The 19,901-nt window shown below is 73.9% G+C and carries 18 protein-coding genes; 7 read left to right on the top strand and 11 right to left on the bottom strand.

Going from position 1 to position 19,901, the window contains the following annotated elements; all coding sequences use genetic code 11:
* Nucleotides 1-43 precede the first annotated feature (43 nt).
* The 4 genes from D7044_RS20760 to hutH all read left to right on the top strand — a co-directional run bounded on the left by D7044_RS20760 (nt 44) and on the right by hutH (nt 5,478).
* Nucleotides 44-1,240 (top strand): allantoate amidohydrolase, encoded by a 1,197-nt coding sequence (locus D7044_RS20760; protein WP_120689961.1) that lies wholly within the window; start codon nt 44-46, stop codon nt 1,238-1,240.
* Nucleotides 1,237-2,595: a formimidoylglutamate deiminase gene (locus tag D7044_RS20755; RefSeq protein ID WP_120677861.1), complete on the top strand. Its 1,359-nt coding sequence runs from the start codon at nt 1,237-1,239 to the stop codon at nt 2,593-2,595. Before D7044_RS20760 ends, D7044_RS20755 begins: the two co-directional genes overlap by 4 nt.
* 74 nt (nt 2,596-2,669) lie before the next feature.
* Nucleotides 2,670-3,866 carry an imidazolonepropionase gene (gene hutI, locus D7044_RS20750; protein WP_120677863.1) on the top strand — a complete coding sequence of 399 codons (1,197 nt, stop codon included), beginning with the start codon at nt 2,670-2,672 and terminating at the stop codon, nt 3,864-3,866.
* Between the two features lie 76 nt (nt 3,867-3,942).
* Nucleotides 3,943-5,478: a histidine ammonia-lyase gene (hutH, locus tag D7044_RS20745; protein ID WP_120677592.1), complete on the top strand. Its 1,536-nt coding sequence runs from the start codon at nt 3,943-3,945 to the stop codon at nt 5,476-5,478.
* 110 nt (nt 5,479-5,588) lie between these two features.
* Here hutH and rdgB read toward each other — a convergent pair whose 3' ends face one another.
* The 11 genes from rdgB to D7044_RS20690 all read right to left on the bottom strand — a co-directional run bounded on the left by rdgB (nt 5,589) and on the right by D7044_RS20690 (nt 15,056).
* The gene (gene rdgB, locus D7044_RS20740) at nt 5,589-6,206 is read right to left on the bottom strand and encodes an RdgB/HAM1 family non-canonical purine NTP pyrophosphatase (RefSeq protein ID WP_120689960.1); all 618 of its coding nucleotides are present in this window, start codon (nt 6,204-6,206) and stop codon (nt 5,589-5,591) included.
* Nucleotides 6,207-6,312: 106 nt separating this feature from the next.
* Nucleotides 6,313-7,038 (bottom strand): ribonuclease PH, encoded by a 726-nt coding sequence (rph, locus tag D7044_RS20735; protein ID WP_120677596.1) that lies wholly within the window; start codon nt 7,036-7,038, stop codon nt 6,313-6,315.
* A gap of 132 nt (nt 7,039-7,170) precedes the next feature.
* Nucleotides 7,171-8,328 (bottom strand): glycosyltransferase, encoded by a 1,158-nt coding sequence (locus D7044_RS20730; RefSeq protein ID WP_120689959.1) that lies wholly within the window; start codon nt 8,326-8,328, stop codon nt 7,171-7,173.
* The gene (locus D7044_RS20725; RefSeq protein ID WP_120689958.1) at nt 8,325-9,473 is read right to left on the bottom strand and encodes a glycosyltransferase family 4 protein; all 1,149 of its coding nucleotides are present in this window, start codon (nt 9,471-9,473) and stop codon (nt 8,325-8,327) included. The genes D7044_RS20730 and D7044_RS20725 overlap by 4 nt, the downstream gene beginning before the upstream one ends.
* Nucleotides 9,474-9,565: 92 nt before the next feature.
* The gene (locus tag D7044_RS20720) at nt 9,566-10,309 is read right to left on the bottom strand and encodes an MBL fold metallo-hydrolase (protein ID WP_120689957.1); all 744 of its coding nucleotides are present in this window, start codon (nt 10,307-10,309) and stop codon (nt 9,566-9,568) included.
* A gap of 241 nt (nt 10,310-10,550) precedes the next feature.
* Nucleotides 10,551-11,516, bottom strand: a complete 966-nt coding sequence (locus D7044_RS20715; protein WP_120677604.1) for a PLP-dependent cysteine synthase family protein — start codon at nt 11,514-11,516, stop codon at nt 10,551-10,553.
* A gap of 10 nt (nt 11,517-11,526) precedes the next feature.
* Nucleotides 11,527-11,895 (bottom strand): MoaD family protein, encoded by a 369-nt coding sequence (locus D7044_RS20710; RefSeq protein WP_120689956.1) that lies wholly within the window; start codon nt 11,893-11,895, stop codon nt 11,527-11,529.
* Between the two features lie 65 nt (nt 11,896-11,960).
* Nucleotides 11,961-12,449 (bottom strand): M67 family metallopeptidase, encoded by a 489-nt coding sequence (locus D7044_RS20705; protein WP_120677608.1) that lies wholly within the window; start codon nt 12,447-12,449, stop codon nt 11,961-11,963.
* Between the two features lie 49 nt (nt 12,450-12,498).
* Nucleotides 12,499-12,999, bottom strand: a complete 501-nt coding sequence (locus D7044_RS20700) for a DUF2017 domain-containing protein (RefSeq protein ID WP_187398612.1) — start codon at nt 12,997-12,999, stop codon at nt 12,499-12,501.
* A gap of 61 nt (nt 13,000-13,060) precedes the next feature.
* Entirely contained in the window at nt 13,061-13,351 is a 291-nt protein-coding gene (gene clpS, locus D7044_RS20695; RefSeq protein WP_120677612.1) for an ATP-dependent Clp protease adapter ClpS, read from the bottom strand.
* 148 nt (nt 13,352-13,499) lie between these two features.
* Nucleotides 13,500-15,056 (bottom strand): P-loop NTPase family protein, encoded by a 1,557-nt coding sequence (locus D7044_RS20690; protein ID WP_120689955.1) that lies wholly within the window; start codon nt 15,054-15,056, stop codon nt 13,500-13,502.
* 202 nt (nt 15,057-15,258) lie between these two features.
* Here D7044_RS20690 and D7044_RS20685 point away from each other — a divergent pair, with 202 nt between their 5' ends.
* The 3 genes from D7044_RS20685 to D7044_RS20675 are packed head-to-tail and all read left to right on the top strand — an operon-like array spanning nt 15,259 to nt 19,866.
* Nucleotides 15,259-17,937, top strand: a complete 2,679-nt coding sequence (locus D7044_RS20685; RefSeq protein ID WP_120689954.1) for a LuxR C-terminal-related transcriptional regulator — start codon at nt 15,259-15,261, stop codon at nt 17,935-17,937.
* A gap of 17 nt (nt 17,938-17,954) precedes the next feature.
* Entirely contained in the window at nt 17,955-19,241 is a 1,287-nt protein-coding gene (locus D7044_RS20680; RefSeq protein WP_120677617.1) for a nicotinate phosphoribosyltransferase, read from the top strand.
* Nucleotides 19,242-19,284: 43 nt separating this feature from the next.
* Nucleotides 19,285-19,866, top strand: a complete 582-nt coding sequence (locus D7044_RS20675; protein WP_120689953.1) for an isochorismatase family protein — start codon at nt 19,285-19,287, stop codon at nt 19,864-19,866.
* The last annotated feature ends 35 nt before the right edge of the window (nt 19,867-19,901 follow it).

Below are 19,901 nucleotides of genomic sequence, written 5' to 3'. Positions count from 1 at the left end.
CAGCGCAGCGGAGCCCCGCAGCCGCGAACAACAGGAGCACCGCATGAGCGACCTCGCGGCACGGTTCCGCAAGCTCTGGGACGAGATCGCGCCGATCGGGCGGGACGCCGGCAGTGGCGGCTACCTGCGGTACTCGCTGACCGAGCCGGAGCTGCGGCTGCGCGACTGGTTCCGGGACCAGGCCGAGCAGCGTGGCATGCCGGTCACCGAGGACGGCAACGGCAACCTCTTCGCCTGGTGGGGTGACCCGGAGGCCGGCGACGCCGTGCTGACCGGCAGCCACTTCGACTCGGTGCCGCACGGCGGGGCGTACGACGGCCCGCTCGGCGTCGTGAGCGCGCTCCTCGCCGTCGACGAGCTGCGGGACGCGGGAGTCACCCCGGTCCGGCCGCTGGCCGTCGGCGCGTTCGTCGAGGAGGAGGGCGCCCGGTTCGGCGTACCGTGCCTGGGCTCGCGGCTGCTCACCGGCGCGCTGCCGGCGGAGCGCGCGGCGGTGCTGCGCGACGCCGACGGGGTGAGCTTCGCCGAGGCGCTCGGCGGCGCGCCGGCCGGCGCCCGCCCGGAGCTGCTGGGCCGGTTCCGGTCCTTCGTGGAGCTGCACGTCGAGCAGGGCCGCGCGCTGGCCGACACCCCTGATGCGGTGGCGGTGGCCAGTGCGATCTGGCCGCACGGCCGCTGGCGCTTCGACTTCGCCGGCGAGGGCAACCACGCCGGCACGACCCGGATGGCCGACCGCCGCGACCCGATGCTGACGTACGCGTTCACGGTGCTCGCCGCGAACAAGGAGGCCCGGCTGCGGGGCGCACACGCCACGGTCGGTCGGGTCTCCGTGGAGCCGAACGCCACCAACGCGATCCCGTCCCGGGTGACCGGGTGGCTGGACGCCCGGGCGGCCGAGCCGGACACCCTGACCGGCCTGGTGGAGGCGGTGCACGACAAGGCGATCGAGCGGGCCCGACGCGACGGCACCGGGGTCACGCTGACGGAGGAGTCGGCGACGCCGCTGGTCGCCTTCGACGGTGGGCTGGCCGACCGGCTGGCCGCGCTGCTGGACGCGCCGGTGCTGCCGACCGGGGCCGGTCACGACGCCGGGGTGCTCGCCGGGCACCTGCCCACGGCAATGCTCTTCGTCCGCAACCCGACCGGTGTGTCCCACTCCCCCGCCGAGTCCGCCACCGACGTCGACTGCGCCGCGGGCGTGGCCGCCCTGGCCCGGGTGCTGGGGGAGCTGACGTGCTGACCGCCACCCGCTGGCTGGCCGAGTACGCCTGGCTGCCCGAGCACGCCGAGCCGGTCCCCGAGGTACTGATCGAGGCGGTGGACGGCCGCTTCACGACCGTCACGCCGTTGACCCGCGCGGGTGTGCCGACCGCCGGGGTCGACGTCCTCACCGACGTGGTACGGCTGCCCGGGCTGACCCTGCCGGGGCTGGCCAACGCGCACTCGCACGCCTTCCACCGGGCGCTGCGCGGGCGTACCCAGGGCGGACGGGGCGACTTCTGGACCTGGCGGGACCAGATGTACGCGCTCACCGTCCGCCTCGATCCGGACTCGTACCTGGCGCTGGCCCGGGCCACGTTCGCCGAGATGGCGCTGGCCGGGATCACCTGCGTGGGCGAGTTCCACTACCTGCACCACGGTCCGGGCGGCAGCCGCTACGACGACCCGAACGCGATGAGCGCGGCGCTGGTCGAGGCGGCCGCCCAGGCCGGCATCCGGATCAGCCTGCTGGACACCTGCTACCTGACCGCGTCGGTGGACGGTGCGCCGCTGACCGGGCCGCAGCTGCGCTTCGGCGACGGCGACGCGGCCCGGTGGGGCGAGCGGGCGGCCGGGTTCACCCCGACCGGCGGGCACGCCCGGGTCGGCGCGGCCGTGCACTCGGTGCGGGCCGTGCCGGCCGAGCAGCTCGACACGGTCGCCCGGTGGGCCCGCGAGCGGGACGCCCCGCTGCACGTGCACCTGTCGGAGCAGCCGGCCGAGAACGACGCGTGCCGGGCGGTGCACGGCCGCACCCCGACCGGGCTGCTCGCCGACCGGGGGGTGCTGGGCCCGGCCACCACCGCCGTGCACGCCACCCACCCGACGCGCGCCGACCTGGGTCTGCTCGGCGAGCACCGGGTCGGCGTCTGCCTCTGCCCCACCACCGAGCGGGACCTGGCGGACGGCATCGGACCGGCTCGGCGGATGGCCGACGTCGGCATCCCGCTCAGCCTGGGCAGCGACAGCCACGCGGTGATCGACATCTTCGAGGAGGCGCGTGCCGTGGAGTTGGACGAGCGGCTGCGCACCCAGCGGCGCGGCCACTTCGTGGCGGCCGAACTGCTGACCTCGGCGACCGTCGCCGGGCACACCGCGCTGGGCTGGACCGACGCCGGCCGGATCGCGGTCGGGGCCCGCGCCGACCTGGTCACCGTGCGGTTGGACAGCGCCCGGACCGCCGGCGTGCCGGCGGTCGGCGCGTTCTTCGCGGCCACCGCCGCCGACGTCGACACCGTGGTGGTGGACGGGCGGACAATCGTCGCCGGCGGCCGGCACCGCAGCGTCGACGTGCCCACCGAGTTGCGTACGGCCATCGCGGAGGTGACCTCGTGAGCACGGACCTCTGGCCGACCCGGCCGGTACGCCCGGGCGACCCGGCGCGGCCGACCGTCCGCAACAGCGGCAGTCTGCTCGTCGACAACATCGGGGAGCTGGTCACCAACGCCTTCGGCAACGGCGAGGGCGGGCCGCTGGGCATCCACCGCAACGCCGCCCTGCTCGTCGAGGACGGGCTGGTCGCCTGGGTGGGATCGGCCCGGAGCGCGCCGGCCGCCGACCGGCGCATCGACGCCGGCGGCGCCGCGGTGCTGCCCGGCTTCGTGGACAGCCACGCGCACCTGGTCTTCGCCGGGGACCGGGCGGCCGAGTTCGCCGCCCGGATGGCCGGCCAGCCGTACACGGGCGGCGGTATCCGCACCACCGTCGGCGCCACCCGCGCCGCCCCCGACAGCGAGCTGCGCGGCACCGTGCGGCGGCTGCGCGACGAGGCGCTGCGGCAGGGCACCACCACCATCGAGATCAAGAGCGGGTACGGCCTCACCGTCGCCGACGAGGCCCGCTCGCTGCGGATCGCCGCCGAGTTCAGCGAGGACACCACGTTCCTCGGCGCGCACGTCGTCCCGGCCGAGTACGCCGACCGCCCCGACGACTACGTGGGGATGGTGTGCGGGCCGATGCTCGCCGCCGCCGCCCCGTACGCCCGCTGGATCGACGTGTTCTGCGAGCGGGGTGCCTTCGACGTGGACCACGCCCGCGCGATCCTCGCCTGCGGGCAGGCCGTCGGGCTGGGCGTACGGGTGCACGCCAACCAGCTCGGTCCCGGCCCCGGCGTGCAGCTCGGTGTCGAACTGGGCGCGGCCAGCGTGGACCACTGCACCCACCTGACCGACGCCGACATCGACGCGCTCGCGTCGCACCGGATCGGCTGCATGTGCCCGGACGGCCGGCACACCACTACCGTCGCGACCCTGCTGCCCGGGGCGGAGTTCTCCACCCGATCGCCCTACCCGGACGCGCGGCGGCTGCTCGACGCGGGCGTGACCGTGGCGCTGGCGACCGACTGCAACCCCGGCTCGTCGTACACCTCGTCGATGCCGTTCTGCATCGCTCTCGCCGTACGCGAGATGCGGATGACCCCGGCGGAGGCGGTCTGGGCCGCGACCGCCGGTGGCGCGCGGGCGCTGCGCCGCGACGACGTCGGTGTGCTGCGCCGCGGTGCCCGGGCCGACCTGATCGTCCTCGACGCCCCCTCCCACCTGCACCTGGCCTACCGGCCGGGTGTGCCCCTGATCCGCCAGGTCCTGCACAACGGAGTACCACAGTGAGTGAGCAATTCGAACGAACCGTCAGGCACCGCCCGGCTGGGGCTCGTGCCGTCGGTGAGCGAAGCGAGGCGACGGCATGACCGTGACCATCCAGCCCACCGGGATCACCCCCGCCGACGTCCTCGCCGTGGCGCGCGGCGGCGCCAAGGTCGTGCTCGACCCGGCCGCCACGGAGGCGATGGCGACCAGCCGGGCGATCGTGGACGGCATCGAGGCCGCCGGCCGACCCGTCTACGGCGTCTCCACCGGCTTCGGGGCGCTGGCGAACACCTTCGTCGCCCCGGAGCGTCGCGCCGAGCTCCAGCACGCGTTGATCCGCTCGCACGCCGCCGGGGTGGGCGCGCCCATGCCGCGGGAGGTGGTCCGGGCGATGATGCTGCTGCGGGTCCGCTCACTCGCGCTGGGCCGCTCCGGGGTCCGGCCGCTGGTCGCCGAGGCGCTGGTCGACCTGCTCAACCACGACATCACCCCGTGGGTGCCGGAGCACGGCTCGCTCGGCGCCTCCGGTGACCTCGCCCCGCTGGCGCACTGCGCGCTGGTGCTGCTCGGCGAGGGGTGGGTGCTCGGCCCGGCCGGCGAACGGGTCGACGCGGCCGACGCGCTGCGCCAGGCCGGTCTGGCGCCGATCGAGCTGGCCGCCAAGGAGGGGCTGGCGCTGATCAACGGCACCGACGGCATGCTGGGCATGCTGCTGCTCGCCCTGCACGACGCCGCCCACCTCTTCACCATGGCGGACGTGACCGCCGCGCTCGCCATCGAGGCGATGCTCGGTTCGGAGCGGCCGTTCCTGCCCGAGCTGCACAGCATCCGTCCGCACCCCGGCCAGACGACGTCGGCGGCGAACATCTACCGGCTGCTGCAGAACTCGGCGGTGATGGACTCGCACCGCGACGACCTGGCGCACGCGGTCCAGGACGCCTACTCGATGCGCTGCGCGCCGCAGGTGGCCGGCGCGGCCCGGGACACCCTGGACTTCGCCCGTACGGTGGCCGACCGGGAGCTGATCTCGGTGGTGGACAACCCGGTGGTGCTGCCCGACGGCCGGGTCGAGTCAACCGGGAACTTCCACGGCGCGCCGCTCGGCTTCGCCGCGGACTTCCTCGCCATCGCGGCGGTCGAGGTCGGGGCGATCGCCGAACGGCGGGTCGACCGGCTGCTGGACGTCACCCGCTCCCGGGACCTGCCGGCGTTCCTCTCCCCCGACGCCGGGGTGAACTCCGGCCTGATGATCGCCCAGTACACGGCGGCCGGGATCGTCGCGGAGAACCGCCGGCTCGCCGCGCCCGCCTCGGTGGACTCGCTGCCCACCAGCGGCATGCAGGAGGACCACGTCTCGATGGGCTGGGCGGCGGCCAAGAAGCTGCGCACGGTCCTGGACAACCTGACCAGCGTGCTCGCGGTGGAGTTGCTCGCCGCGGTCCGTGGCCTGCAGCTGCGTGCCCCGCTCACCCCGTCGCCCGCCGGTCGGGCCGCGGTCGAGGCGCTCGGGGGCATGGCCGGTGAGCCCGGCCCGGACGTGTTCCTCGCCCCGCTCATGGAGGCCGCGCGCGACGTGCTCCGCGGCCCCGACCTGCGCACCGCCATCGAACGCCACCTGGGCCCCCTCCACTAACCCCCCACCCCGTCTGCGGCCTCTTTCACGGAAAGCGTGGCTATTCCTCGTCGGATAGCCACGCTTTCGGTGAAAGTGCGCCCCCGCCAGGGGCGGGGGTGGGTGCGGGGTCAGGTGGTTGGGGGGAGGAGCTTGGCTACCAGCTTGGCCAGCTCGCGCAGCGCCTTGCCGCGGTGGCTGATCGCGTCCTTCTCCTCCGGCGTCAGCTCGGCGTTGGTCCGGGTCTGCCCGTCGCCCACGAAGATCGGGTCGTAGCCGAAGCCGCCGTCGCCCCGCGGGGCGCGCAGCAGCCGGCCGGGCTGCCGGCCGTCGACCAGGTGCTCCTTGCCGCCCGGCAGCACCAGGGCGACGGTGCAGACGAACGAGGCGGTGCGGTGCTCGTCCGGCAGGTCGGCGACCTGGTCGAGCAGCAGCTGGAGGTTCGCCTGGTCGTCGCCGTGCCGGCCGGACCAGCGGGCGCTGAAGACACCGGGCATTCCGCCCATCGCGTCGACCGCCAGGCCCGAGTCGTCGGCGACGGTGGGCAGGCCGGTACGCCGGAACCCCTCCCGCGCCTTGATCAGCGCGTTCTCGCCGAAGGTCAGACCCGACTCCGGCAGCTCCGGATACTCCTCGACGTCGTCGAGGCCGAGCAGCGCGACCCGGTGCGCGCCGAGCGCGCCGTCGAGAATCCGCTGCAGCTCCACCAGCTTCTTCTGGTTACGGGTGGCCAGCAGGACCTTGTTCATAGCGCTCCGCCTTCGCTCGCGGCTACCGGGCTCGCAAGCTCACCGCACGCGCTCACGAGATGGTCGTTGTTCGCGGCCGCGGGGGCCGCAAGCTCGCTCCTCGCGCTCACGAGAGGGCCTTGCGCTGGATCTCGGCCAGCTCCGCGCAGCCCGCCACGCCGAGGTCGAGCAGGGCGTCGAGCTGGCTGCGGGGGAACACCCCCGCCTCGCCGGTGCCCTGCACCTCGACGAAGTCGCCGGTGCCGGTGCAGACCACGTTCATGTCGACGTCGGCCGCGACGTCCTCGGCGTAGCAGAGGTCGAGGCGCGGCTCACCGCCGATGACGCCGACGCTCACCGCGGCCACCGAGCGGTGCATCACCGTCTCCGGCTTGCCGGCCAGCGCCTTGCGGTCGGCGAGCCAGCTCACCGCGTCGTACAACGCCACGTAGGCGCCGGTGATGGCTGCCGTCCGGGTGCCGCCGTCGGCCTGCAGCACGTCGCAGTCGAGCACGATCGAGTTCTCACCGAGCGCCTTGAGGTCGACGCTGGCGCGCAGGCTCCGGCCGATCAGCCGGGAGATCTCGTGGGTACGCCCGCCGACCTTCCCCCGCACGCTCTCCCGGTCGGATCGGGTGTTGGTGGCCCGGGGCAGCATCGCGTACTCGGCGGTGACCCAGCCGAGGCCGGATCCCTTGCGCCAGCGGGGCACCCCCTCGGTCACGCTCGCCGTGCAGAGCACCCGAGTCGCGCCGAACTCGACGAGCACGGAGCCCTCCGGATGAGTGCTCCACCCCCGGGTCAGCGTCACCGGTCGGAGTTGGTCGGGCCGTCGCCCGTCGGGTCGCGCCATGCCTGCACCCTATGCGGTTCCCCGATCCGTCCGCGCCGCGGTCTCCCCGACCCGCTCACCTGCGGCGCGGGCCACCGGCCGGGGCCGCGTCGGCCCGTCCCGGCCTCGTCCGGGCAGACCTCGGATCGAGGGTCAGACCGGTACGGACCGGGCGACCGGCTCGGCGTCCTGCACCCGCAGGAAGCCGGCCACCGCCGCCGGCCAGCTGTACTCCTCGGCGCGTGACCGGGCCGCCCGACGCCGCTGCACGTCGGGGCGGGCGAGCAGCCGGGTCACCGCCTCGGCCATGGCCTCCGGTCGGCCGTACGCGGCCTGCCCGGCGGAGCCGACGACCTCCGGCAGCGCGCTCGCGGCGTTGACCACCACCGGCGTGCCGCTGGCCAGCGCCTCCAGCCCGGCCAGGCCGAAGGTCTCCACCGGTCCCGGAGCGAGCACCACGTCGGCGCTGGCCAGCAGGGCGGCGACGGCGGACCGGTCGGGCAGGAAACCGGTGAAGTGCACCGGCAGTCCGGCCGCGCGGCGGCGCAGCGCGGCCCGCATCGGGCCGTCCCCGGCCATCACCAGCACCGCCGGTACGCCCGCCCGACGCAGCACGGCGACGGCGTCGACGGCCAACTGTGGCCGTTTCTCCGGGGACAACCGGGCACAGTGCACGAGCAGCACCTCGTCGCGTTCGGCGTACCGCCCGCGTACGGCGGGGTCGAAGCGGTCGGGGTGGAAGGTCTCCAGGTCCACGCCGAGCGGGGCCAGGTCCAGGTTGGGTACGCCGATCCGGGTGAACTCCTCCGCCGCCCACCGGGTGGTGCAGACGATCCGGTCGTACGTCTCGGCGCTGCGCCGGTTGAGCCGGTCGGCGACGCCGCGGCGCAGCCGGCCCGGCACCCCCCACTGTCCGAGCAGGCCGGTCAGCGACTCGTGCGAGACCATCACGGACGGCACACCGTTCGCCCGCGCCCAGCGGCCGGTCCAGCGCAGCGTGAACCGGTCGGAGACCTCCAGCCGGTCCGGCGCCAGCGCGGCGAGCAGCCGGGTGAGCCGGTGCCGCCCGACGAGCAGCCGGTAGCCTCCGGTGCCCGGCAGCTGCGGGCCGGCCAGCGTGATCACCCGTCCCCAGGGGTGCTGCTCGTCGGCGTCGCGCCGGCCGGGCACCACGAGCACCGGCTCGTGTCCGGCGGCGCGGTAGCCCTCCCCGAGGTGGTACAGCGCGGTCCGCAGCCCGCCGGAGCGGGCGGTGACGAAATTGGCCAGCCGGACGATCCGCAGCGGGCCGGTGGCAGCCACAGCGGTCATGAGGCGGCGGGCAGCTGCGCGGCGGACGTCGAGCCGGCGCGTACCGCCTCGTAGTGCCCGATCAGCTCGTCACCCACCGTCGCCCAGCTCCGCCGGCGGACTGCGCGCCGGGCGGCCTCCCCGTACGCGGCCCGGCGTGCCGGGTCCGCGCCGAGCACGGCGACCGCCGCGGCGAGTGCGCCCGCGTCGTTGGGGGGCACCAGCAGCCCGGTGACGCCGGACTCCACGAGGTCCACGGGACCCCCGGCGGCGGGGGCCACCACGGGCACCCCGCTGGCCAGCGCCTCCTGCACGGTCTGCCCGAACGTCTCGTGCGGGCCGGTGTGCACGAAGATGTCCAGGCTGGCGTAGAGCCGGGCCAGGTCCTCGCCCTGCTGCACGCCGAGGAAGTCGACCTCCGGCAGGGCCCGGACCAGCTGCCGGCGGACCGGGCCGTCGCCGGCCACCACCACCCGCACGCCGGGGAGCTTGGCGGTCGCCGCCAGCAGGTCGACCCGCTTCTCCGGGGCGAGCCGGCCGACGTACCCGACCAGCAGCTCACCGTTCGGGGCGAGGCGGGCGCGCAGCTCCGCGGAGCGCTTGGCAGGCTGGAACCGCTCCGCGTCCACGCCACGGCGCCACAGCCAGATCCGTTGCACGCCGTTCGCGATGAGGTCCGCGGCGGCCCGAGTGGAGGGGGCCAGGGTGCGACCGACCGAGTTGTGGATCTCGCGAAGTCGCCGCCAGGCGGCCGTCTCCCCCCAGCTGAGCCGGTACGCGCGGGCATACGACGCGACGTCGGTCTGGTAGACGGCCACCGTCGGCAGGTCGTGCCGAACGGCCAGCGTGGCGGCCCGGGCACCGAGTACGAACGGGCTGGCCAGGTGGACCACGTCGGGCCGGTGATCCAGCAGCACCCCGGTCAGCCGGGGAGTGGTGGGCACGCCCAGCCGGAAGCCCTGGTACCGCGGCATCGGCACGCTGGGGATCCGCACCACCGGGTAGGGGAAGTCGGTGGTGTCGTGGCGCGTGGCGCCGGGCGGGGCGGGCGCGATGACCAACGGTTCGTGGCCACGGGCGACCAGGTGTTCCGCCGTCCGGACGACGGAGTGGGCGACGCCGTTCACGTCCGGGGGGAACGACTCGGTCACGATGGCGATCCGCATGTGCACACCGTGCGGGTGTCACGGGTGCGTGAGGCGACCGGACGCTGACGGCCCGGCGAACAGTACGGCAAGAGCGGTCGCCGTCCGGCAGGTCAGATGTCGTAGCTCGCGCCGGGACGTACCACCTCGAGCGGGCCGGCGTACGCGGCGGCGGCCGACTCGACGGTGTGCGCCTCGCTGCCCCAGGCGGCCACCAGGTGGGTGAGGAGCAGCCGCCGGGCGCCCGCCTTGGTGGCTGCCTCGCCGGCCTCCCGGCCGGTCAGGTGCAGGTCCGGAGGGTTCTCCACGCCGTCGAGGTAGCTCGCTTCGCAGAGGAACACGTCGGCGTCCTGGGCCAGGCGCAGCAGCGCCTCGCAGGGGGCCGTGTCGGAGGAGTAGCAGAGCACCCGGCCGTCGTGTTCCAGCCGCACCCCGTACGTCTCGACGGGGTGGTTGACCCGGTCGACGGTGACGGTGAACGGGCCGATCGGGAAGGTGCCGGGCTGCAGGCCGTAGAACTGGTAGACGTCGTCCATGCCGGTGTCGTCGCCGTACGCGGCCATCAGCCGGTCGGGGGCGCCGGAGGGCGCGTAGACCGGCAGGGGCGGGTACGGGCCGTCGGGCGCGTACCGCCGGACCACGACGTACGTCACCGCGTCGAGGACGTGGTCGCAGTGCAGGTGGGTGAGGAGGATCGCGTCCGGGGCGTGCAGGCCCGCATAGCGCTGGAGGGTGGAGAGCGACCCGGAGCCGAAGTCGATGAGCAGCCGGAAGCCGTCGGCTTCGACCAGGTAGGCGGAGCAGGGGGACTCCGGTCCGGGGAAACTTCCCGCGCAGCCCAGGACGGTCAGTCGCATCGAGTCGTCTCGCTGTCACGTTCCGTAGTCGCTACGCCGGTCATCGCTCGGCTCATGATCTCGACCGACGCGTACGCCACGCAGCGCAGCCTACGCTTGCACGCGGGGGCGCAAGAATCATCCGTTGAAAGTTGTCGTCAAGGTGACACCGACCGCCGGAACGGCCGGCATCGCGTGACCGAATTCGGACAGCTTCGCGACACCGGCCGTCGCGCTACGTGAGGGCGCGGCACCCGTCGGGTCAGGCCCAGAGCTGCCCTTCCAGGGCCGCTTCGGCGTCGGCCAACGTGCCGCCGTACGCCCCGGTGGAGAGGTACTTCCAGCCGCCGTCGGCGACCACGAACGCCACGTCGGCGCGGCGACCCGCGCGCACCGCCTCGTGCGCGACCGCGAGGGCGGCGTGCAGGATCGCGCCGGTGGAGAAGCCCGCGAAGATCCCCTCCACCTCGACGAGCTGCCGGGTACGCAGGACCGCGTCCCGGGTGCCCACGGAGAACCGCCGGGACAGCACCGTCGCGTCGTAGAGCTCCGGGACGTACCCCTCGTCGATGTTGCGCAGGCCGTAGACCAGCTCCCCGTAACGGGGCTCGGCGGCGACGATCTGCACGCCGTCGACCTTCTCCCGCAGGTAGCGTCCGGTGCCCATGAGGGTGCCCGTGGTGCCCAGGCCGGCCACGAAGTGGGTGATGGTCGGCAGGTCGTGCAGCAGCTCCGGCCCGGTCGTCTCGTAGTGCGCGCGGGCGTTCGCCTCGTTGCCGTACTGGTAGAGCATCACCCAGTCGGGGTGCTCGGCGGCGATCTGCTTCGCGGTGGCGACCGCCTGGTTCGACCCGCCGGCCGCCGGCGAGAAGATGATCTCCGCGCCGTACATCCGGAGGAGCTGGATCCGCTCGGTCGAGACGTTCTCCGGCATCACGCAGACCAGCCGGTAGCCGCGCAGCTTCGCGGCCATGGCCAGCGAGATCCCGGTGTTGCCGCTGGTCGGTTCGAGGATGGTGTCGCCCGGTCGGAGCTGACCGGCCTCCTCGGCCGCGCGGACCATGAACAGGGCGGCCCGGTCCTTGACACTCCCCGTCGGGTTCCGGTCCTCCAGCTTCGCCCAGAGCCGCACCGGCGGCGCCCCCTCGGGCGCCGTCGGTGACAGCCGGGGCAGCCCCACCAGGGGCGTGCCACCGCACGCGTCGAGCAGGCTCTCGTACCGTGCCATGGCGCTCGCCTCAGCGAGCGGCGTCGGGGGCGGGCTGCCCGGACTCCGCGGTGGCCGCCGCCAGCTTGTGGGTGCCGATCGCCGCGGCCGCCGCGAAGCCGAACGCGCCGCCGGCGACCGCCGGCAGGATGGTGACGCTGTCACCGTCGTTGAGCTTGGCGTCCAGCGCGCCGAGGAAGCGGACGTCCTCGTCGTTGACGTAGACGTTGACGAAGCGGTGCAGTGCGCCGGCCTCGGTGACCAGACGGCCCTTCAGGCCGCCGTGCCGGGAGTCCAGGTCGGCGAGCAGCTCGCCCAGGTTGTCGCCGGAACCTTCGACGACCTTCGCGCCGCCGGTGTAGCTGCGCAGGATGGTGGGGATGCGAACCTCGATGGCCATGATGTCGTGCTCCTTCTCGGGTGTGCCTCTGTGACGGGACGTGAACGGGTGCTAGGGCGTCGGGTTCAGGCGCCGGAACACTCGTAGTCGACCGCCGTCGGGCTCTGCCCGAACTTGTAGGACTGCACGGCGTGCGGGTCCACCGCGGCGTCCACGATCCGCACCGGTTCCTCGGTCACCACACCGTCCACGATCCGGAAGGAACGGATCTCCTCGGTGTCGGGCTCGCGGGTCGAGACCAGCAGGTAGTGCGCTCCCGGCTCCCCGGCGAGGGTGATGTCCGTACGGGACGGGTAGGCCTCGGTCGCCGTGTGCGAGTGGTAGATGACGACCGCCTCCTCGTCGCGGTCGTCCATCTCGCGCCACACCCGCAGATGCTCCATCGAGTCGATCAGATAGAAGGTCGTGGAGCGGGCGGCATTCTCCAGCGGGATGTGCCGGGTCGGGGTGTCGCTGCCGGCGGGGCCGGCGACCACGCCGCACGCCTCGTCGGGGTGGTCCCGGCGCGCGTGGGCCACGATCGCGTCGATGATCGACCGGTCGATGCTCAGCACGCGAACCAGCCTAACGCCTGCCGGATGTGAGCCGCGAGGGTGGCCGCGGTCACGCCTCGTCGATCAAGGCGTTGAGCAGGGATTCCTGGAGATAGCCGAGGTATGCGTAGACCGACAGTTGGAACACGCGGCTGGAGGTGGGGTCCTCGGCGACCGCGTCGTCCAGCTCCTCGCCGAGGTCGGTGCCGTCCTTGATCTCCAGCCGGACGCCCATCGCGAGCCGCGCGTCGTTCAACGCGCGTAGCCAGGCCTCGGCCGCCTCGCCGTCCAACCGCACCTCGCCGCCGGTCTCACCGGGCAGCGCGGCGAGGATGGCGCCCGCCTGGTCGATCTTGCCGGTCTTGAGGTCGCCCTCGGTGTAACGGCGGAACTCGGCGGTGCTGCGGCGGTCGTCCGGGTACGCGTCGGGGAAGAGCCGGCCCACCACCGGGTCGGTGTGGTCGAAGCCGTCGGTGAGCAGGCCGACCACCTCGGAGGCGACCTTGCGCAGCACGCGCACCTCGTCGGTGGCGAACGTGGCGACGTAGCGGCCGCTCTGGCGGCGGAACATGCTCACAGCGCCATCTCCGTTCGCGATCGTGGCGCTTGCGGCACCGGCCCACTCAGCGCGCTCACGAGCGGTCCACCGTCGCCCAGAGCCCGTACGCGTGCAGCTGCGACGCGTCATGCTCCATCCGTTCCCGGGCGCCCGAGGAGACGACGGCGCGACCCTTGTGGTGCACGTCGAGCATCAACTCCTCGGCCTTCTCCCGGCTGTAGCCGAAGAGCTTCTGAAAGACCCAGGTCACGTACGTCATGAGATTGACCGGATCGTCCCACACGATCGTCACCCATGGCCGGTCGGAGACCGGCACCTCTTCGGTGGCCGGCGTCTCGACCGGTGCAACCTGCGGAGCCGCCATGCCCCCCATCGTGCCACCGGATTCCGGGAAGCGAGGAACCGGAACGCCGGACCGGCCCGGATCGCCCTCCACGGGCAGCCCCGACCCGCCGGTGCCGCGCCCGAGGGGTGGGCGGGCGGGCCCGGCGGGTCGGGTGCCGGGGTCGCCGTCAGGCGAGCAGGATGCCGTGGTCGACCGCATCGGAAAGCACCGCACCCAGAGCGAGTCGGACGACCTCGAAGCGTCGAGAGACGTCCCGGGCCAACTCCAGCTCGACCTCGCGCAGCGCCCGCTGCGCCCAGGCCCGGGCCTCGTTGACGTCGTTGTTGCCGGGGCTGCGCCATTGCTGCCAGCAGCCGCCGGAGAGGGCGACGGCCACCGGTGGGAGGATTTCGGTCCGAGGGGCACCGGGATAACCGGCGAGGGCGTGGATCGCCCCGTCGCCGGCCAGACCGGCCACCCCGGCGGTGCTGGTCACCAGCAGAACCCGGTCGAGCTCCCGGGCCAGCCGGTACTCGGTGAGACCGAAGCGGACCGCCTTGACGACCCGCTGGCGTACGCCGTCGGGCAGCGACGCCCCGAAGACCCGCCCGAGGGCGTCGTCGAGGATGCCGCGCACCGCCCGGTCGCACTGCGCGGTGGCGAGCAGCGACAGCGCCTCCATCTCACGGTCGAGCAGCTGCGGCAGACCGGCGCAGCCGACACCGAAGACGATCTCCTGGACGACCCGCAGGTGGATGTTGGCCAGTTCGAGCGCCAGGTGCTGCCGGATCCGCTGGGCGCAGGTGCGGGTCTGCCGCTCCAGCTGCTCGGGCCAGTCACCCGGGTCGGCCACCACGTTCACCCGCACGTGCTCGCCGGGCAGCATGGGCGGATCGGAGCTGGCCCGCCGTAGCCCCTCGTCGACTGCCCAGCCGACCAGGGCCCGGCGCAGGTCGGCCGCGGCGTCGCCGTGCAGCGCGAACCAGCGCGCCTCAACGAGGCCGGGGACAGCGGAGAGCAGGGCGGCACGGTGGGCTTCCACCGTCACGGCGACGGGATCGACCGCGGGGCCGGGCGAGGGGAGCCCGGCCCCCGGCGGCGGGACGGACGCCCCCGCGTCCTCCGTCGGCGCCGTGCTGTCGGACCCGGACCAGCCGGTCGAGCCCGGGGTGACCACGAAGAAGACCGGCACGTCGGCGCGGGCCGTCTCGGCGAGCAGGGTGAGTTCCGTGGCGGTGAACGCCTGATCGGCGGCGACCACGAAGAGCAGGGCGCCGGCTCGGCCGACCGCGTCCAGCAGCACCGGCACTCCGGCGACGCCGAGCGTGCCGGTGTCGGCCGTGTCGACCAGGCTGAAGTGGCGCAGCAGCGGGTCGGACAGGTGCAGCTCGACGCGGCGCGGCGGACGTGCCAACGCCGGGCCGGCAGCCGTACGGTCCGCGCCGTAGGCGTGCGGCTGGCGGTAGCCCGGCACGTAGGCCACCCGGGTGGCGGTGGTGCCGTGGCGCAGCACCAGCCAACTGCCGTCGGGCACGCCGAGCAGCGTGGGGTCGAGTTCGAGCAGATCGGCGAGCACGGCGCGGCGGCCGGCGCCGCCCGGGCCCACCGCGAGCACACCGAGCGGCTCCTCCGGATCGGGCTTGGTGACCCCGACCCGGGTGGGCAGCGGTGCGCAGCGGGGCATGTCGCCCGGTCCGGAGAGGTCGCCGGGCACGTCGACCGAGGGGAGAGGACCCGGCTTCATCAGGGCGACCTCCCATGGCGGGCGGACCGGCGACAGCCGGCCAGCGTGGAAACTCCGGTGAACCGAACCGGATGCCGGAAGACTACGAGCGACCCGGGGTCCTGGCGGAACAGTTCGAATACTCAGCAGTAATCACGAGATTACTCAACTTCGCTGCGTGACGCTCTGCCTGCGGACCGATTTCGATGGATATGCTGCCGGGATGAGTCGGTGGAGTTTCGTCGGCCGAACGGATGAGCTCGACCGTCTGCTGTCGGCAGTGACCGGCACGGAGGGGCGGGGGCTCTTCTACAGCGGCAGCGCGGGCATCGGGAAGAGCCGGCTGCTCCGGGAAGGCGTGGCGGCCCTGCCCAACGACCGCTACGCCATCTGGTCGATCGCGGCCAGCGCCACCACCGCCAGCCTGCCCTTCGGTGGGCTGGTGCAGGTGCTGCCCGCCGAACAGCCGCAGGGCCTCTCCCCGGCCGGCATCCTGCGCTGGGCCCTGGACGTGCTCCAGCAGCAGGCGGCCGGGCGTCGCATCGTGCTCGCCATCGACGACGCCCACCTGCTCGACCAGCCGTCGGCCGCGCTGGTGCACCTCGTCGCCCGCGCCGAGAACGCCACGGTGATCGGCACGCTGCGCGACGGCGAGGAGATCCCCCTGCCGATCCGGGCACTCTGGACGGACGACCTGGTCGACAAGGCCGAGCTGAGCCCGATGGCGCCGGCGGAGACCGCCGGGCTGCTCGCCGCGATCCTGGGCGGCCCGGTCGACGCCGGCTCCGCCGCCCGGCTGGGGCGCCTCTCCTCCGGCAACCCGCTGCTCCTGCGCGAACTGGTGCACGCCGCCAACGGCAGCGAGGAGCTGACCCGCACCTACGGGATCTGGAAGTGGACCGGTCGGCTGGAGCTGGCGCCGAACCTCACCGACCTGATCGACACCCGGATCGGCCAGCTCACTCCCGGCGTCCGGGCGGTGGTGGAGCTCGTCGCGTTCGGCGAACCGCTCGGCCTGCACCTGCTCGACCAGGCGGTCGAACGGCAGGACGTGGAGATCGCCGAGGAGCGGGGACTGATCACGGTCATCCAGCACGACCGGCGCACCAACGTCCGGCTGGCACACCCCCTCTACGGCGAGGTGATGCGCCGGCGCTGCCCGGTCAGCCGTACCCGGCGACTGCAGGCCAGCCTCGCCGAACTTCTCGAGCGGGTCGGCAAGCGACGCCGCGACGACCTGCTCCGGGTGGCGGTCTGGCGGCTCGACTCCGGCACCGCGCAGAACGCGGAGCTGCTGCTCGAGGCGGCCGGGCAGGCGTTCAGCCGGTACGACGTACCGCTGGCGACGCGGCTGGCCCGCGCGGCCCTCGACACCGGCGGCGGATTCGACGCGGCCGAGCTGCTCGCCACGATCCTGATGTTCGCCGACCGGCCCGAGGAGGCGATCGAGGTGCTCGACGCCGTCTCCCCCGACCCGGGCGACAGCCAGCGGTTCGCCCGCTGGCTCACCGTCCGCGGGATGGTCACCTACTGGGGGCTCAGCCGGGAGTCCACGGTGGAGGAGATCGCGTCGCGGGCGATGAACCTCACCGACTCGGCGGACCAGGCCCGGATACGCGCCTTCGAGGCGATCATGCGCCTGCACCGGCTCGACACCGACACCGCCCTGCGACTCAGCCAGGGCGTGCTGGACCGCCCCGCCGCCAGCGTCGCCGCCCGCGAGCTGGCCCGCTCCACCATCGCCTACCTGCAGGCCGCGCAGGGTCAGCTGAAGCGCAGCGGCACGGCCATCGCCCAGGTGCACTCCGAGGCGGCCCGCTGGCGTGCCGACATGCCGTACCTGCAACTCGCCCTGGAGCTGGCCCGCGGCACCCGCCTCACCCTCGCCGGCGACCTGGCCGGCATCGACGCGATCGTGGCCGACGAGTTCGCCGACCTCGCCGGGGCCGGAGACTTCCGACTCGGCACCGGCTACCTCGCCATCCTCCAGGCGTACGCGGCCCGGCTGCGCGGTCAGAGCGACGCGGCGCTGCGGACCAGCCTCGGCGCCTGCGCGGTGCTGGCCACCAGCCGGGTCTACGCGGGGCTGGCGCAGGCCGAACGGGCCCAGGCGGCCGCCCTGCGTGGCGACGCGACGCAGGCCGCCGAGGCGATGGCCGAGGCGGACCGCACCCAGGCGCCCGGGATGGCGGTGCTCTACCCGTGGTTGGAGCAGGCGCGCGGAGCGACGCTGGCCGCGGCGGGCGATCTACCCGGGGCGGTGAAACAGCTGACCGACCTGGCCGACCGGCTGCGCGCGGACGGCTTCGCCGGCCACGAGGTGCACGTCCTCTACGACCTGGTCCGGCTGGACCACGCGGCCGGCCTGGTCGGGCCGATCTGCTCCGACGGCGGCCGCCGCACCGTCGCGCAGCGCCTCACCGAGCTCTCCGAACGCGTCGACGGAGACCTGCCGCCGCTGCTGGCCCGGCACGCCCGCGCCGCGGTCGCCGGCTCCCCCGCCGAGCTGCTGGCCGTCGCCGAGGAGTTCGCGGCGCGCGACCTGAACGTCTTCGCCGCCGAGGCGACCGCCGCCGTCCTGCACCGGCTGCGCCGGGAGCGGCCCGCCGCCGCCGGCGAGGCCCGGGAACGCCTCGCCGCGCTGCTGAACCGTTGTGACCTGATCCACACCCCGGCACTGCGTGCCGGCACACCGACGCTTACCGACCGGGAGTGGGAGGTGGCCCGCCTCGCCGCGCAGTCGGCCACCAGCAAGGCCATCGCCGAGCGGCTCTACCTCTCCACCCGCACCGTGGAGAACCACCTTCAGCGCATCTACGCGAAGCTCGGCGTGACCAGCCGGACCGAGCTGGACGCGGCGCTGCGGGCGATCCCGGGGCACGAGGGCGGCGACGCCGACTGAACTCTTAGGCTGAGCCGGTGAGCACCCTTCGCACCGCACTGCTGACCGACCACTACGAGCTGACCATGGTCAGCGCGGCGCTGCGCGACGGCACCGCCGACCGCCGCTGCGTCTTCGAGGTGTTCAGCCGCCGCCTGCCGGCGGGGCGCCGCTACGGGGTGGTCGCCGGCACCGGACGGCTGATCGAGCTGATCCGCGAGTTCCGCTTCGACGAGGCCGAGGTGGAGTTCCTGCTCCGCACCGGGGTGGTCGACGAGCAGGCCGCCGCCTGGCTGCGGGACTACCGCTTCACCGGCGACATCGACGGGTACGCCGAGGGCGAGCTCTTCTTCCCGAACTCCCCGGTCCTCACCGTCTCCGGCGGCTTCGCCGAGTGCGTGGTGCTGGAGACGCTCGTGCTCTCCGTGCTCAACCACGACAGCGCGGTCGCGGCCGCCGCCGCCCGGATGGTGACCGCCGCCCGGGGCCGCACCCTCATCGAGATGGGCGGCCGCCGGGCGCACGAGGCCGCCGCGGTGGCCGCCGCCCGCGCCGCCTACCTGGCCGGCTTCAGCTTCACCTCCAACCTGGAGGCGGGCCGCCGCTACGGCATCCCGACCGCGGGCACCGCCGCGCACGCCTTCACGCTGCTGCACGACGACGAGCGGGCGGCGTTCGCCTCGCAGGTCGCCAAGCTGGGCAAGAACACCACGCTGCTCGTCGACACGTACGACATCAGCCAGGGCATCCGCAACGCGATCGCGGTGGCCGGGCCGGACCTGCGGGCGATCCGGATCGACTCCGGCGACCTCGCGGTGATCGCCCAGCAGTCCCGGGAGCTGCTCGACTCGCTCGGCGCCACCGAGACGAAGATCATCGTCTCGGGTGACCTGGACGAGTACGCGATCGCCGCGCTCGCCGCCGAGCCGGTCGACATGTACGGTGCCGGCACCGCCGTCGTCACCGGATCCGGGGCGCCGACCGTCGGGCTCGTCTACAAGCTGGTCGAGGTCGAGGGGCGGCCGGTGGTGAAACGCTCGGAGCAGAAGGCCACCATCGGCGGCCGGAAGACGGCGGTACGGCGGCACAAGCCGACAGGTACGGCCACCGAAGAGGTGATCGTCCCGCAGGGGGTACCGGAGCGGCAGGCCAACGACCGGCTGCTGCAGCGCCGGTACGTGGTCGCCGGCGAGCCGGTCGAGCTGCCCACCCTGCCGGAGTCCCGTGAGCACCTGCGCGAGTGCCTGATCTCCATCCCCTGGGAGGGGCTCAAGCTCTCCGGCGGCGACCCGGCCATTCCGGTCACCGTCGTACCCGCGGAGTAGACATGGTCCGGTGGAGGGCCGCAGTCGTCAGGAGGGGGCACCGGTGAGCAACGCTCTGATCATCGTGGACGTGCAGAACGACTTCTGCGAAGGCGGCTCGCTCGCCGTCAACGGCGGCGCGGACGTGGCGGCCGGCATCACCCGGCTGCTCGCCGCCGAGCCGGGCCGCTGGGCCCACGTGGTGGCGACGAAGGACTACCACGTCGACCCGGGGGCGCACTTCGGCAATCCCCCGGACTTCGTGGACACCTGGCCCCGGCACTGCGTGGTCGGCACCCCCGGCTCGGAGTTCCACCCGGCGCTGGAGACCGGGCGGATCGAGGAGATCTTCCACAAGGGCGAGCACGCGGCCGCGTACTCCGGCTTCGAGGGGCACGCCGCCGACGGCGAGTGCCTGGTCGACTGGCTGCGCCGGCACGACGTGGACTCGGTGGAGCTGGTCGGCATCGCCACCGACCACTGCGTACGGGCCACCGCGCTGGACGCCGCACGGGAGGGCTTCAGCACCACCGTGCTGCTGGACCTCACCGCGGCCGTCGCCCCGGCGACCACCGACGTGGCACTGCGGGCCCTGGACGGCGTCGGGGTCACCCTCCGCGGCGAACCTGTGATCAGGACCGCATGACCCGGTAATCGGTTGGCGACCGCCGTATCTCCGGC

It is taken from the genome of Micromonospora musae (assembly GCF_003626635.1).
GTDB lineage: Bacteria > Actinomycetota > Actinomycetes > Mycobacteriales > Micromonosporaceae > Micromonospora > Micromonospora musae.
The sequence above is the reverse complement of the archived record's forward strand: the minus strand, read 5'-3'. Positions and strand labels throughout refer to the sequence as shown.

What these genes read in the sequence shown, in the direction of transcription:
- D7044_RS20700 (WP_187398612.1), bottom strand. Translation starts at nt 12,999, where the DNA reads ATGTTCCGCCGCCAGAGCGGCCGCTACGTCGCCACGTTCGCCACCGAC.
- rdgB (WP_120689960.1), bottom strand. Translation starts at nt 6,206, where the DNA reads ATGAACAAGGTCCTGCTGGCCACCCGTAACCAGAAGAAGCTGGTGGAG.
- D7044_RS20685 (WP_120689954.1), top strand. Translation starts at nt 15,259, where the DNA reads ATGAGTCGGTGGAGTTTCGTCGGCCGAACGGATGAGCTCGACCGTCTG.
- clpS (WP_120677612.1), bottom strand. Translation starts at nt 13,351, where the DNA reads ATGGCGGCTCCGCAGGTTGCACCGGTCGAGACGCCGGCCACCGAAGAG.
- rph (WP_120677596.1), bottom strand. Translation starts at nt 7,038, where the DNA reads ATGGCGCGACCCGACGGGCGACGGCCCGACCAACTCCGACCGGTGACG.
- D7044_RS20710 (WP_120689956.1), bottom strand. Translation starts at nt 11,895, where the DNA reads ATGGCCATCGAGGTTCGCATCCCCACCATCCTGCGCAGCTACACCGGC.
- D7044_RS20720 (WP_120689957.1), bottom strand. Translation starts at nt 10,309, where the DNA reads ATGCGACTGACCGTCCTGGGCTGCGCGGGAAGTTTCCCCGGACCGGAG.
- D7044_RS20725 (WP_120689958.1), bottom strand. Translation starts at nt 9,473, where the DNA reads ATGCGGATCGCCATCGTGACCGAGTCGTTCCCCCCGGACGTGAACGGC.
- D7044_RS20760 (WP_120689961.1), top strand. Translation starts at nt 44, where the DNA reads ATGAGCGACCTCGCGGCACGGTTCCGCAAGCTCTGGGACGAGATCGCG.
- hutH (WP_120677592.1), top strand. Translation starts at nt 3,943, where the DNA reads ATGACCGTGACCATCCAGCCCACCGGGATCACCCCCGCCGACGTCCTC.
- D7044_RS20715 (WP_120677604.1), bottom strand. Translation starts at nt 11,516, where the DNA reads ATGGCACGGTACGAGAGCCTGCTCGACGCGTGCGGTGGCACGCCCCTG.
- D7044_RS20730 (WP_120689959.1), bottom strand. Translation starts at nt 8,328, where the DNA reads ATGACCGCTGTGGCTGCCACCGGCCCGCTGCGGATCGTCCGGCTGGCC.
- D7044_RS20690 (WP_120689955.1), bottom strand. Translation starts at nt 15,056, where the DNA reads ATGAAGCCGGGTCCTCTCCCCTCGGTCGACGTGCCCGGCGACCTCTCC.